Below are 13,742 nucleotides of genomic sequence, written 5' to 3'. Positions count from 1 at the left end.
TTAGCCGATCATCACCGTCGGACACCCGCTGACGATCGTATTCGGCGGGCCGCTCTCGACGATCGTATCGCCCAGCCTCGCGGCGGGCATCTTGTTGATCAACACGCTCGTACTCCCCTTGGTGACGACGCCGCCGACGTGAGGGACCGGGCCGGTGGTGAGCGGACACGTATGCACGTCCGCGAGCGCTCGCCACGCGGGTCGCTTCCCGATCAGGACGTTCGGGCTCGAGGTCCCGGTCAGCGGCGTCCCGTGTGCCGTCTGGTCGCCGAGTCTCGCTGCAGGTTGCATCTCTCTGTACCTTAATTCAAGGTAATCAAACTACCTTTAACTTTTACCATTCCCGTCCCGTCGACGGTGACCATCGATCCGGACAGCGAGAGCTTCGCCTTGCTGTCGACGGTGACCGGACCCTTGCCCTTGAGTGTAACTCCCTTCTTGCCGGCGATCTTCACCGAGTTGCCATCGAGAGAGATCGTCGACGCCGAGAGTTCGATCTCGGACTTCGCGTCGATCGCGACCGTCCCGCCGGTGGAATCGAGCGTGATGCTGTTGTCGTTCGAGTCGTCGCGGATCCTGATCGTCTCCGAACTCCCCGAGTCGTCGATCACGATCTCGTTGCCGCCGGTCGTCCGAATCGTAATGCTGCCGTCGTCGGCGTCGTCGAACGCGATCACGTGATCGCTCCGGGATCGAACCTCTCGCACGTCGTTGTTCCCGTCGCCGTTTTTCCGCGGCGGTTTCTGTTTCCCGTTCCACAGCGAGCCGATGACGAACGGCTTGTGAATGTCGCCGTTCTCGAACGCGACCAGCACTTCGTCGTCGATCTCCGGCAGGAAGTACGTGCCATACTCCGCCCCCGCCATCTCGGTCGCGATCCGAGCCCAGTGGCTCTCGTCGTCGGCATCCCGCCACGGGAACCGGAGTTTTACACGCCCGAGATCCTTCGGATCCTCGTTGTCGGTGACGATACCGACGGCGACGCCATCGATCCCGCCGTCGCCCGCGCCGTCGTCGATGAAGCCGGCGGGGTTCACGTCGATACCTCCGTTACCTCGAAGGAGGTTCGGTAGCCGGCACTCCCCATCCGGTGGGTCGCTTCGGTCACGTAGTAATCCGCCGAGAAGCGACCGCCGAGTTCCTCGAGTGTAATGACGCTCCCGGCCCTGATGTCCGGCGTTCCGTCGGCCTCACCGTGACCGGTGGCGACGCCGTCGGAGAATCGGTTCAGCTTCGTTTCGGCGACCCGTTCCGCTTCGTCCCGTGACATGGCTTGTACTCTGAAAACCTCCTTGTGTTTCGCGTTCGTGCTGCCGGCAGTGGCGACGATCTCGGATTTGTTCTGTTCGTCCCAGCTCCGGACTTCCACCTGGTCGACCTGCTCTCGGCGCGTGATCTCCGCGTAGAAGTCGTGAAGCGCCTCGCCGTACCACAGTTCGGCGACCGGCCCCTCGCCGTCGCCTTTCGCGGAGCGCGGCCGAAACCGGACGGTGTCCCGTTCGGCGTAGAACTCGAACCCGTAGGTCTCGGCCACCCTCTGAACGAACCGGTAGTCGCTTTGGTTGTCCTGGATCAGCTTCTCACGTTTGATCGACGCATCGGAGACGTCGACGGTCGAAAACGGGTACGACGACAGCACGTCTTCGACCGCAGTCCCGACCGTCGTCTCCGACCACGAGTCCGACCGGGTCCCCTGCATGAGCTCCCAGAGCAGTCCGTAGCCGGAGACGGTGACCGACGGCCCCCGGTCGGTCGTGAACTCGGCGTTGATCGATCGGATCGATCCCGTCAAAAGCGGCGTCAGCGTCCCATCGCCGCCATACCCCATCGCGATCTCGACGTCCGTCCCGACCGCGAAATCGTCCCAGGTCAACCCGCTGAACTCGCCGAGTTCCTCGTCGAAGGGGAAGTTCAGCGTGAACGAGAACCGGTCCGCACCGTCGAGGGTGGTTTCGACGACGAGATCCGCGATCCGGCCGCCGGGCTCCTGAAACTTCGCGTCGCCGACGTCGACCTTGAACCGCGGCGAGTACCGCGGCTGGATGTTCGTTCCGGTACTCATGACTACAGTGGCGGCAACTCGAGTTTGTCGCCCGCGTCGATCGCGCGGGGGTCTTCGACGTCGTTGTGGTCCGCGATGGTCCGCCAGTGTGCGGAATCACCGTATTCCTCGGCGGCGATCAGCCAGAGGGTATCGCCGTCGGTGACCGTCCAGACTTTCGTCTTGTCCGTCGACTCGGGGGAGACCTCCGACTTGTGGTAGTCGGCCGTCTTGTACTCCTTGAACACGACGTTCACCCGGGCACGGACGGGAATGCCGCTTGGCAGGAACTTCGTGAACTGCTTGTTCGCCCGCTGGAGCAACGCGGTAAAGTCGATCCCATCGCCCCAGACGAACCGACACACCGGCGGTGCGTGTAGCTCTCCGTCGACGGAGAGGAGCGTATCGATGTGTTTAGTGTATCGTTCGCGGACGTCGACTTTCGACGGATCGGGCGACCCCTTCGAGTCGAGTTGGTCGGAAGTGTCGAAAAACAGCTCCATCGACAGCGTCTCCGCGTTCCCGTCGACGAACTGCATGATCGACGCCCCCGAGCCGGTGGCTTTCAGTTCGCCGTAGTTGACGCTTTTCTCGAGCGTATAGGCGTTTGGGTTGAACTTGCACTCGATGGTGTCGCCCTTCTGTTTCCCGTTCAAAATCATGATCTGGGCTTTCTCGAGTTTGCCGCCGCTCATCTACAGTCCCCTCCGTTCGCGTTCGATCCGGATCTTCCGCTCGAGTTTGCGATAAAGCTCCTGGACGGCCCGATCGACGTCGGCGTCGAAGCGCGGGTCCGTCCGCGAGGAAACGTCGACGCCATCGAAGCGGTTCCCCCGGTGAGAGTCCGACTCTGGGGCGTGTCCGGTGGTGCGACCCGACGGTCGACCGGACGGTCCGCCCGACGACGGCTGTGGATTCCTCGGCTGCGGTCGCCCCGCATCGCGACCGGGCGACGGCCCGTGCTGTGGCGGTCTCGTCTCCGAACCGATTCCCGACCCCGAGCCGGCCTGCGGACGGTCGTCGCTCTCGGCCACCCGGTCGGCTGGTGGGCGATGTTGCTTTCGCGACGCGCCCGTCGACCCGGTCGTCGGGCGCGGCGACGCTGCGTTCGAACGATTCGGTCCGCCCCGATCGACGGTCGGGGCTGCCGTCGATGTCGTCCGGTACGTCAGCGATGGACGCCCCGACGCTGTACTCGTTTGCATCCCGTTCACACCCGTGTTAGACCCTGTTGATTCAATGGTATTAGTTGTTGGTTTATGCTGCCGGCTCGCGGTCGATATCGGCGACTGCTGTCGGGAGGACTCTCCCGGCGTCCCCGGCGTCGGTTCCGGCCGGTCCGCTCGCGTCGGGACCGTGAGCGAGGGCCCAGCCGCCCGATCCCAACCGCGCTCGGTTGCGGCCGCCGATCGAGTCACTGAGGGACCCGCCGGCGACTGCCCTCGCGAACGGAGACGAGACTGGAGCCGTTGCCCGCCGATAACGGCCGCGTTTCCGGTCGAGGACCGGAGCGAAGGCGTTACGATCGAATCCTCCCCATCGGAACCGACGGGGCCGTCACCGTCGTCGAGCGCATCCACGGCCGCCGCGATACGCCCCCGACCCGAGCCGACGGGATCGATCGACGGCTGACTACCAGTCGCCGACCGCCCGTCGACCCGCTCCGTCGACGAGCCCGACCGAACGGCGAGCGTCGGCGGTTGGACCGGCCGCCGGTCCGAGCGGACGACGGTCCGCTCGAGGGACGGGGCGGTATCGGCCCGCCGATCGATCCCCGCCGCCGATCGGGGTTCGGTCGCGATGCTCGAGGAGCGAGCCACACTCGAGCGGGTCGTCGCCGCGGCGCTCGCAGCGTCGCCCTCGGTGTGGTCCGACGAACGAACCGGCGGCGACGCGCCGGGTGCGTGGGGAGCCGTCGTCCGGGGAACCGAAAGCGACGGCAGGTGGCTCGTCCGCGGCGAGCGGTTCGTCCATCGCGCCCGATTCGTCGCCGCCCCCGGCGATCCGACCGTCCCGGTCGCGTCCGGGTTCCCCGTCGCGGTCGTGTCGGATCCGGCCGTCGTCGCCTCCGCTCCGACGGGTGTGGGTGGGGCCGGGCCTCGAGCGGATTCGCCCCTGCTCGGGCGTGGACCGCCACTACCGCCCTCCTGACTCGTCGAGAGACGGTGGATCGTGATCGACTCCGTCGTGGAAGGCGAATCGGAGGCCGTCGATCGAGCGACTCGATCACGGCGGCGATCCCCGTCGGACCGGCCCGGTCGCTGCCGGTCCACCGTACTCGCAGTCCCCACGGAGCCACTCGGACCGTTCTGCCGTGATCCTCGGCGCTCGGGGGCGGTCGACGGCGTCTCGTCTCGCGCCGGAACCGACCCCGATCCGAGCGAATCAGTCACCGTCGACGGCCGATACTGGCGAACCGTCCGGCGGGACCCGTCCGCTCCGGCTCCCGAGGCGATCGATCCCGAGCGAGCCGTCCGTGGGCGAGCGGCCGTGGCTCGGGCCAGCGATTCGGCTGCGGTCGACGACACCACCGGCGGTGACATCGCGTTCGGCATCGCTCGCTCGGCCTCGTCGTTACCGGTCGGAAGGCCACCGCGTTCGGCCCGCGGTCTCGAGGGGGGCGACGCGACCGTACTCGACCCCGAACGCGGATCAGCTATCGGCCGTGATGCCATCGAGACCGAATCCGAACCGACCGCCGAGGGAGCCCTCGAGTCGGATCGCAGTGACGGGTCGTCGTGTGTCGGCGATCGGGTCGTCCCCGGTCGCTCCCGTTCCGTCCACGACGGGCGCTCTCTCCGGGTCGTCGGGTCGGTCCGACGGGAGCGCGATCGGCCGGGCTCGGAACGTCGCTTCCGACGCCGCCGCTCCCCGCTCGATTCGCGCCCGCGACTCGAGGCTGGAAACTCCGACGGCCGCCGGATCGGTTTCGATCCGGTCGTTGCGGTCGCCAGGGTCGACTCTGGCGACGAACGTTCGGTCGCCGTCCTGCGCACCGACAGTCGGGTCGCCGACTCGAGCGCGTTCGGTCCGGATCGATCGCGGCGTGGCGCCCCCTGGCCGACGCCGCGTCCCGTTTCGGGCTCGGGGTCGCCGAGTCGCCGAGGACGTGACGGGGCGTCGGCCTCGATCGCCGACGAGGTGTCGCGACCGAGCGCCGAGACCGAGTGAGCGATCGTGGATCCGCGACGACTCGCCACCGTCGGTGGCGTGGTAATGGTGGGAACCGGCGATCCGGCCGCTGCGATCGGCCGGCGACGATCAAAAGCGCGGACGCCGGTCGGAACGTCGGCCGATTCCGGTCGAGACGCGACGTCAGGCGTGTCCGCACGTGCGTCGAGTCCATCCGGGTTCACGCTGTCGCGTGGCGACGACCGGGTCGATCTCACGTCCCCTCCGGAACGTACCCCGGTCTCGACACCTCGTCGCGGTCGGTCCGTCGGTCGTGACGACCACAGCACTGGCTGCGACCGCGTCCCCGTTCGGGCGGAGGGGACGTCCGTTCCGACCGGGCTCCTCTCCGCGCCGGCAGTTCCCGATAGCCGTCGATTCGCGTCGGCGGCCGGCCGCTCGCCCGCCGACTGGGAGGTGACGGCGGCGGCCAGCGATCGAAGCCGGGTCGAGCGGGCCGATTCGGACGTGTGTCGCTCCGTCGTGCTGTCGGTTTCCGGACGGCCCACGGACCGTCCAGTTGGACCGTCGCTCTCGGGTCGAGAGCGCGGCCGGGACGGTGGGCTATCGGACCGCGTCGACGATAGCCCACGCGAGCGACTCGACCGGTCGGCCGGCGTCGGTTCCCCCGCGTTCGACGGCGCGACCGTCGCCGCAGACGACCGGCGCCGAACGACGAGCGCCGGCTCCCGACCGCCCGAGCGTCCGTGGCTGCCGAACTGTTCCGGCTGCCCGTCGCCCAACGGGACGGCGCTGGAACCGCCCTCACTGCCACGATCGAGGACTCGGGACGCCGGCGGACGACGGTTGGTCACGGCAGGCCGCGACCGCGACCCGCGAACACCGGTGGCCGGCGTCTCCCTCCCACGATCGCCGCGAGAGCGTCCGTGGTCAGTCGACCGGATGCTCGAGAACGCACGGATAGCCGATCCCGCCGGCTCGACCGACCCGGACGGCCTCGCGCCGGTCCCGATCGCGGTCGACTCGTCGCCGACCGCACGGGGAGGTGACTCGAACGGCGACGGCGTTCCGGATGGGGGCGGCCGTTCGACCGTGGCACCGCGTCGTGAGCGAGGGCCTCGGGTGCCAGCGATCGGCCCCGAATCGGAGCCGTCCCGACGGTCGATCGTCGGCGACCGATCGCCGGGCTCGTCTGTGTCACCAGCAGGCGTCGGCAGTCGCAGCGACGCTGTCGGGTGTGAGGCCGTCGCCTGGGGAGCCGTCCGCTGTGAGAGGGGCGACGGTGACACCGTCACAGGGGGGATCGACGGCAACGAGCGGGGCGTTCGAGGCGGCTGGTCGCGGGCCACCGCTCCGTCCCGGTCCGACGCGTGGGACACTCGAGATGCGATCGACGAGGAGTCGCTCCGCGAGGCCGCTGGCGGCCCCTCGATTACGGTCGAGGCGGTCGGTGCCAGCGCCGATCGTCTCGGAACCCGATCGGTGACCGTGGTGAGCGGCGGTCGTCGACGGCGGCCGATCGACTCGATAAGGGGCGATCGGGTCGGGCGGGATCGACCGGACGCACGATCGAAGCCGGCGCTCTCGCCGGTGTGGTCGTCGGTTTCGTCGCCGGCTCCGAGTTCGACTGAGCGGTGCCGTGGTGTCGGCACGTGCGGGCGGTCGGTGTGGCCGGCGAACGGGTCGGTATCTCGCCCGCCGTGGCCGGTTCTGCGTGGCCGGTCCGTCCGATCGCGCCGGGTGTGAGCGACGACCACGTCCCGTGTGGGGGCGGCCGTCTGCCCGTTCGTCCCGTCGACTCGCCGAGAGCTGGCATACTGCATCGTCGTGCCGTCGTGTGAGTCGGCGGCCGCGTGTCGCGTCCGTCCGCCCCCGTGGGCCATTGCCCGTGAAGTCGGTGTCCGCGTGTGCCGACCGATCGGGTCCGGTTCTCGGCTCCGGATCCCGATCGGCCGGACGGTGGGATCGCTCGGAGTCGCTCGTCGGTCGACGTCGGCACCCAAGGTCGCCACGCTCGAGTGTGCCCCCGCATTCGTGGTTGCGTCCCCGGTTGGCCGGGACGACGAGAGGGCGGGAGAGCCGTCGTGACCGGTCCCGACACGGGTTTCCGTGGGCTCCCCGTTGCGATTCGCCTGCACACCGCGAGTGGACGAGGCGCTTGCCGTCTGTCGGGTTCGAGGATCGATCGGCGACGCGAACCGTCCGTCCGCATTGGGGTGCTTGACCGGCTGCCCCGACCGTCGTGTCACGGTCTCCGGTGACTTGGATTCCGGCCCCCGAGTCCCCGCGGTGGGTAGCCCACTCCGGGTAACGAGCGTCGGCAGGGATCGCCCTCGAGCGTGGGTCCGATTCGGTCGGGACGCCATCGAGCCGGCCGACGTGGTCCGATCGACCGACCGTTCCGAGACGAGCAGCGACGGCGTCTCGCGTTCGAGCGGATCGCCGACGCCGGAGGGCGACGCACTCGAAGCCCCCGGCTCGAACGCCGATGTCCGATCCGTGTCGGAACCGGTCGCCGCCGCTCCCATCGGAACCGCGCTGGCGCGTCGCTGGAGACGGCCCAGCCGGCCCGTACTGCTCGATCCGGATCGGTCGGGCGATCGCCGTGCGGGCGTTCGCCAGGCCCGTCCCGTCGCGACAGGTGCTCGACCGACAGCCGTCGGGTCGGGCTCCCCCCGTCGCCGCGTTCCATCGGACCCGTTGGGCGTCTCGCCTCCTCGTGAAGACGCCGCTTGTCCGTGGGTGGCGGTCCCCTCGAGCGCCGACGACTGCGACCGGTCGGGACGACTCGGCCCGCCCGATCGAACCCCATGGGCCGTCATCGACGCCCGTTCCGTCGACGGCGGGGAGGGCGATCCGTTCGCCGTCGCGAACGATCGATCGGCCGGTCCGGTCCGGTCCGAACGACCGGATTTCGTGCGGTAGGTAAACGCATCGTCGTGATCCGTCGACCGGTCGAACGTCGGCGGAGGGACGATCGAAACCCCGGGCTCGTCGGTCGCCGCGTCGTCGAGGGGAGCGTCGAGGGACGAGAGAAACGATAGCTGGACCGGGCTCCGCCTCCGTGCGATCCGGACGCCGAGTCCACCGACCAGTCGGTCGGGAGTCAGCGTCGCGATCGCCGTGACGCTGGGCTGGAGGCGAGCAACCGTCGACGGGCCACTCGAGTCGACCCCCATCGACGACTCGGCTGCCGCCCGGTGGGTCACGCCGATCTGCCGTACCGACGGCACGCGATCGAGGTCGGTAGACTCCCCGATCACGGCCCGGTGAATCGCTGTCGGTACTCGAGGGACGATTCGACGGGCTTTCGCAGTTCGAAAGACGGATCGACGTGTCGGTACACGATCTCGTTTTGATATTACAAAGACAGTACTTAATGTTTGTGCGCCAGAGGCGCTCTAAACGAGCGCTCTCTCACGAGACACCCGTTTTCGAGGGCCGGGATCGACTACTCCTGTGGCGTCGGCTCGGCACCGATCCCGATCGTCGATCGGGTCCCGGCGCGGACCGACTCGCGATCGAGGGCGTCGCTGCTCCCCTGCAGGACGAACTGATCGCCGGTCCGCGTGTAGACGATCGGGTGCTCACCGCCCTGTTTGAGCGTGTACCCAAGCGGGAGATCCATCGCCGCCTCGTTGGACTCGAGCAGGAACGTCGCCGGGAGTTCGAAGCTACAGCGCTCGCCGGGCTCGAGCGTGACGCCGACGTCGAACTGATAGAGGTCGTGTTTCGTATCACGGATCTTCGCCTGCGTCAGTTCGACGGGGGTAATGCCGGTGTTTTTGACCATCAGTTCGCGGCCGTCCCGTGACTCCAACCTCGAGACCGCCACGATTCGGAGGTCCGTCCGGTCGCTGATCGTGGACTCGTAGCGGTTGTAGACGAGCACCGTCGCGATCAGCCACAGGACTGCCGCGAGGACGACCGTCTGGAGTTGGGTGAGCGTTCCATCGAACCACGGCAGCCACGAAACGAGTGCACGGGTCCCGACGCTCGCGAGAACCGCGCCGACGAAGCCGACGATTCCAGCAAGCGTGCGGGTCTGGAGATGTTTGACCTGCGCGTAGCCGGTTCTGATGAGTACCGACCGTAACGCGGACGGAGAGTCGTCCGTATCCGGTTCCCGACGCTGGCGGAGCGTAAGGACGGTCGCGACCGGCCACGCGATCAGCGACCCGGCGAGAACGGACACCGGGGAAACGACCCCCACGAGGGTCGCGATACCGAGTCCGGTCGCGACGAGTAGGCCACAGACCGCGCCCGCGATCGTCGCCTGTGCCCAGATCGACAGCTGATCCCACTGATCGGCGATCGCATCCTTGTACTGGAGATACAACAGACGGACGCCGATCACGACGACCGCGAGGACGAACACCGTGATCAACAGAACGACTCGCGGGGAGAGTACCCAGTCCGTGACGGGAACGGTTGACTCCGGGACGTAGTCGACGAGCCCCGTCACGACGGCCACGGCAGTCACAACCACCGCGAAAATCAGTGCCGCGGCCAGCGGCCGCAAGACCGGTGAGACTTTCTTTTTGACGGTTTTTGTCGCCTTCGACGCGACGCGCCTCATCGCAGCCCCACCCCGTCAGCCCCCTCCTCGAACGCCGGTCGACCAGCGACGATGGCACCCGCTCGGATCGGTTGTTTCGTCTCCGGTTCGGATCGATTGCGCATAGTTTTTCGTATGATGTTTGTCGAATGCTCTTAAAGATAAGGTATCCTGTTTCCTGAAAGAGTATCGAGGTCGGAACGGGTATTCGTGACCGTTACTCCGGCATACCGGACATCTTGGAGAACCGCTCGTATGCCAACTCGATCGACTCGATCGCCATGCCCCGTTCGTTGCTGACCAGGTCCGGACCGGACCATTTCGTCGGATACGCGTTCACGAATTCCCACCCCCACTGACTCTCGCCTTTGAAGCTGTCTTTTACTTTGACGACGATGTTCTTCCGAGAGATGGTGCCGCTCATGACCGTCTGGATCCACTCCCAGAAGGTCGTGTTTTTCGTCAGGCCCCGTTGAAGGACGAGATTCGCGTGAGCGAACTGGCCGGGTAACTGATGGACGTGATCGTTGACGCCCCCCTCGCGGTACTGGACGGTTTCGAGTTCCATCGTGATTCCGGCGACCTCGGCGAACCCGGCGACGGTCTCGCCGTCTACCTCGACCTCGAAATTGTACTGTGCGTACGGATCGTTTTCGTGCGTATATGTCGTCATCGTCTCACTACTGCGTTCTCGACTGTCTCCGAACGCCGGATGCCGTGGTTACTCGGAATCCGGCGGTTGCCGGAGCACGATACCTCCACCGGCGCCGTCGCGTCCGCGTCGGCCACGGGACTGGTCGGACGGCGAGTCGGACATACGATCGTTGATCGTGCTGATCTCCTCACACCAGCGCTGGCGTTCCCAGTGGGGCATGTTCAATACCGTATCGTGGCTCCACCCGAAGTGGTAGGCCACGAACGCGACCTCCTCGTAGAGGCGGTCCGGTTCGTACAGCCGGACTACTCCGCTGGATTTCCCGACTCCGATCCCTCACCGTCGTTCGGTTCGGTATCGGCTGCACGCATGTCGGCGGATTCGAATCCCGCTGATTCCGCCCCACCGAGTTCGCCGATGTCGCCGCCGACACCGGCGCCCCCGGCGTCCATGGCGGCGGCATTCATCGCGCCGTTCGGTCCGTCGGTGGTCACGTGCGTGCCGCTCTCGGCGTCGATCTCGAAGACCTCGCCGCAGTCCGGACAGGCCGTCTCGACGGCGTTCATCCCCTGGTTGTTGACCCGCTCGTATAGCGCCTGCAGGTACTCGAGGTCCGTGACGAACAGTTCCTCGATGACGGTTGCATCGATCGTCTCGAGGTCGCCGAGTTCAGTCACGACCCGCGAGAGCAAGACGATCGTCAGGTACGAGGAGTTCGTCTGGACGCGGGGGTTTTGCAGGGGCTCGATTTCGTCGGCCGCGGTCGCGAGGCGCATTCGGCCCTCCTTGTGGAGGGTACCGTCGTCGTCGACGTATCCCTGTGGGAGGGTGAACTCGAACTCGGTCTGGAGCGTCTCCCCGGTCATGGTCGAGTCCCCCCACTGTCACAGGCGACGACGACGCGGTTGGCGAAGGGTGCCGAGTCGCCGGTGTGGAGGACACCCTCGTCGTCGACGCGCCACTCCGCATCGAACCGATGGCGCGGGACGGTGAACGCGTCCGGAGACGAGTTCGACGGTCGTGTCATACGTTCTTCCGTTCCATCTCGTCGAACGTGATGACGTACTCCTCGGTGGCGAGGTTCCCCTGGCCGCCGCCGCCGTGGGAGTTGAGCGTTGGTGGTCGGTATTCCTTGATCCACGCCTTCGTGAACTCGAATCGGAGGACCGAGTCACCGACCTCGTTCATGACGATGACGGCGATGTTCTTCCGGCCACCGTCGTCCATCTTCCCTTCGTTGACGGATTTCCGCCAGTCGTAGAGTGCTTTGTTTTTCTCGTTGGCCCCACGAACGAGGATGAGATCGTCGTACTGGGTGTCGCCCCAGAGCTTTCGATTGTGCGACGGATCGTTGCCTTCGCGGTATTCGACCTGTTCGGTTCGCATCGCTGGCAGTTCGATCTCGACGAAGCCGGGGATGCCGACGCCGTCGAGTTCGACCTTGAATTCGGTTTGTCGGAGTGGTCCGTGTGAGTCTGGCATTATCGTATCGGGTTAGGTGATAGTCGGAAACGGTGCGTGGGCGGTGTTACGCGTCGCCGGCGTCCTGGCTGATCCGGAAGACGACGAACTCGGCAGGCTTGACCGGCGCGATACCGATCTCGACGATGAGGCGACCGTTGTCGATGTCGTCCTGTGTCATCGTTTCCTCGCCGCACTTGACGTAGAACGCTTCGTCGGCGGTGCTGCCCTGGAGGCCGCCGTCTCGCCAAACCGTCGTCAGGAAGTTCTCCGCCGACTGGCGCACGCGGGCCCACAGGTCCTCGTCGTTGGGTTCGAAGACCGCCCACTGGGTGCCTTCGTCGATCGACTGCTCGATGTAGAGGAACAGCCGTCGGACGTTCACGTACTTCCAGGACGGATCGCTGGATGCGGTTCGAGCGCCCCAGAGACGGATTCCGCGGCCCTGGAAGCTCCGAATGCAGTTGACGCCCCGCGGATTGAGGATGTCCTGTTCGCCTTTCGTGATGTTGTGTTGCACGCCGAGAATACCGCGCACGACTTCGTTCGCGGGTGCCTTGTGGACGCCGTGTTCGGCGTCGCTGCGGGCGAAGATTCCGGTGATGTGACCGCCCGGCGGAACGAGCTTCTTCCGGTTAGTGAACGGATCCTTCGTCTCGATCCACGGATAGTAGTAGGCAGCATAGGAGGAGTCGACCGGCGTCTCCATATCCGAGATCGCTCCCGCGTTCTGCGGTGCCTGTAGGACCGCAAACCGCTCGCCCATGTTCTCACAGTGGGCGACGAGGGCCTCGGTGAGCCCTTCGATATCGTTCTCGTCGGGAATACACATGAGCGAGACGCCATCGAGTTCCCGGAACGCCGAGAGACCGGTCCGCATACCGGGCTTGTTGACGCCCTCGTAGTCGCTGAGCGTTACCTCCTCGTTTTCGGGTTTCTGCGAGAGATCGGAGACGACGTCGACGTCGACCTCCAACTCGCCGTCGCGAACTGCCTCGAGATCCGCCTGGAGATCGTCCTGGGACTGAGAGGCGTCGATCTCGAACGGCTCGGCGATTCCCTGGAGCTCGTTGTACGCTCGATCCTCGAGATCATCCGGGATGTAGGCTGCAGTCTCCGATTCGCCGTCGAGCTGGAGTAGTCCGCCGTCGGAGTACTCCTCGGGGACGTCTCGCGACAGCCAGGAGAGCCCTTCGGCGGGTCGTCCGGCTCCGAGCTGTTCGAGATCGACGAGCGCAGAGCCCGGGATCTGTTTCTCGTAGAACTTGCTGGACTCCGGATCGGCCGACATGTCCTCGTAGACTTCTTCCACGTCGGGAGCCGGGTCGGGCTGGTCGGAGGTGGGTTTGCTGACCTCCTCGATGTCACAGGACCAGTATCGCAGCGTCAGCTTGAAGTACTCGTTTTCTCCCTCCTCGTAGAGCGGTCCGTCCTCGACGATCGCGGCGACCGAACAGCCCCACTGGCCCGGACCGGTCGCTTCGACTTTGAGAACGTCGTTTCGATCCTCGTCGACGAGCGTCGTCGTCGCGACGTCGGTCGCGTCGGCGGCTGCAACGCGACCGACGTAACAGCGACTCCCCCCGTTCTTGAAGAAGCCGTCCACGGCCACGTCGAGATCCGACGACTGCGGGCTCGAGCCGAACGTTCGTTTGAACTCGGCGAAGCTCGTGATGAGCTTCGGTTCGACGGGACCCCGCTCCGTTTCGCCGAGGAAGCCAGCGGTACTGGTGCTGACTCCTTCGACGGATTTGGTACCGCTGTCGACCTCTTCGACGTACACGCCTGGTGATAGGTACTCTGGCATTGATGTCGTTCCTCCAATCGCTGGTATAGCAGTACTGTATTTATACACAAGTGATATAAAACTTATTCCTTAGCCGGATCTGAAATCA

The 13,742-nt window shown here is 66.1% G+C and carries 15 protein-coding genes; 4 read left to right on the top strand and 11 right to left on the bottom strand.

The annotated features are described in order from the left end of the window. The 4 genes from CP557_RS17925 to CP557_RS17910 are packed head-to-tail and all read right to left on the bottom strand — an operon-like array spanning position 1 to position 2,736. Positions 1-291, bottom strand: coding sequence for a PAAR domain-containing protein (locus CP557_RS17925; RefSeq protein ID WP_097381168.1), 291 nt, complete (start codon positions 289-291; stop codon positions 1-3). 11 nt (positions 292-302) lie between these two features. Next, complete coding sequence (locus CP557_RS17920) at positions 303-1,037, bottom strand: phage baseplate assembly protein V (RefSeq protein WP_097381167.1); 735 nt, start codon at positions 1,035-1,037, stop codon at positions 303-305. Beyond that, the gene (locus CP557_RS17915; protein ID WP_097381166.1) at positions 1,034-2,062 is read right to left on the bottom strand and encodes a phage late control D family protein; all 1,029 of its coding nucleotides are present in this window, start codon (positions 2,060-2,062) and stop codon (positions 1,034-1,036) included. The genes CP557_RS17920 and CP557_RS17915 overlap by 4 nt, the downstream gene beginning before the upstream one ends. A gap of 2 nt (positions 2,063-2,064) precedes the next feature. Next, positions 2,065-2,736 carry a CIS tube protein gene (locus CP557_RS17910; protein WP_097381165.1) on the bottom strand — a complete coding sequence of 224 codons (672 nt, stop codon included), beginning with the start codon at positions 2,734-2,736 and terminating at the stop codon, positions 2,065-2,067. A gap of 1,105 nt (positions 2,737-3,841) precedes the next feature. Between CP557_RS17910 and CP557_RS17900 the strand changes: the two genes are divergently transcribed. The 4 genes from CP557_RS17900 (at position 3,842) to CP557_RS17885 (ending at position 8,098) form a co-directional block, all read left to right on the top strand. Further along, entirely contained in the window at positions 3,842-4,192 is a 351-nt protein-coding gene (locus tag CP557_RS17900; RefSeq protein ID WP_097381163.1) for a hypothetical protein, read from the top strand. A gap of 21 nt (positions 4,193-4,213) precedes the next feature. Continuing rightward, on the top strand, positions 4,214-5,212 hold the full coding sequence (locus CP557_RS17895; protein ID WP_097381162.1) for a hypothetical protein: 999 nt from the start codon (positions 4,214-4,216) through the stop codon (positions 5,210-5,212). Between the two features lie 45 nt (positions 5,213-5,257). Continuing rightward, positions 5,258-6,919, top strand: a complete 1,662-nt coding sequence (locus tag CP557_RS17890) for a hypothetical protein (protein WP_097381161.1) — start codon at positions 5,258-5,260, stop codon at positions 6,917-6,919. 543 nt (positions 6,920-7,462) lie between these two features. Continuing rightward, a complete protein-coding gene (locus tag CP557_RS17885; protein ID WP_143825092.1) occupies positions 7,463-8,098 on the top strand; it encodes a hypothetical protein in 636 nt (211 codons plus the stop codon). 526 nt (positions 8,099-8,624) lie between these two features. Here the strand turns inward: CP557_RS17885 and CP557_RS17880 are convergent. The 7 genes from CP557_RS17880 to CP557_RS17855 all read right to left on the bottom strand — a co-directional run bounded on the left by CP557_RS17880 (position 8,625) and on the right by CP557_RS17855 (position 13,654). After that, entirely contained in the window at positions 8,625-9,752 is a 1,128-nt protein-coding gene (locus CP557_RS17880; RefSeq protein WP_245853055.1) for a hypothetical protein, read from the bottom strand. 196 nt (positions 9,753-9,948) lie between these two features. After that, the gene (locus CP557_RS17875; protein ID WP_097381159.1) at positions 9,949-10,404 is read right to left on the bottom strand and encodes a phage tail protein; all 456 of its coding nucleotides are present in this window, start codon (positions 10,402-10,404) and stop codon (positions 9,949-9,951) included. A 48-nt stretch (positions 10,405-10,452) separates the two neighbouring features. Continuing rightward, positions 10,453-10,686: a DUF6760 family protein gene (locus CP557_RS23135; protein ID WP_245853089.1), complete on the bottom strand. Its 234-nt coding sequence runs from the start codon at positions 10,684-10,686 to the stop codon at positions 10,453-10,455. A gap of 5 nt (positions 10,687-10,691) precedes the next feature. After that, on the bottom strand, positions 10,692-11,252 hold the full coding sequence (locus tag CP557_RS17865) for a hypothetical protein (protein ID WP_097381157.1): 561 nt from the start codon (positions 11,250-11,252) through the stop codon (positions 10,692-10,694). After that, entirely contained in the window at positions 11,249-11,413 is a 165-nt protein-coding gene (locus tag CP557_RS22700) for a hypothetical protein (RefSeq protein ID WP_169924407.1), read from the bottom strand. Before CP557_RS22700 ends, CP557_RS17865 begins: the two co-directional genes overlap by 4 nt. Beyond that, positions 11,410-11,868 (bottom strand): phage tail protein, encoded by a 459-nt coding sequence (locus CP557_RS17860; RefSeq protein ID WP_097381156.1) that lies wholly within the window; start codon positions 11,866-11,868, stop codon positions 11,410-11,412. The genes CP557_RS22700 and CP557_RS17860 overlap by 4 nt, the downstream gene beginning before the upstream one ends. Before the next feature lie 46 nt (positions 11,869-11,914). Beyond that, positions 11,915-13,654, bottom strand: coding sequence for a phage tail sheath family protein (locus tag CP557_RS17855; RefSeq protein WP_097381155.1), 1,740 nt, complete (start codon positions 13,652-13,654; stop codon positions 11,915-11,917). Between the last annotated feature and the right edge of the window lie 88 nt (positions 13,655-13,742).

It is taken from the genome of Natrinema ejinorense (assembly GCF_002494345.1).
Taxonomy (GTDB): Archaea; Halobacteriota; Halobacteria; order Halobacteriales; family Natrialbaceae; genus Natrinema; species Natrinema longum.
This window is presented reverse-complemented; position numbering and strand designations above follow the sequence as displayed.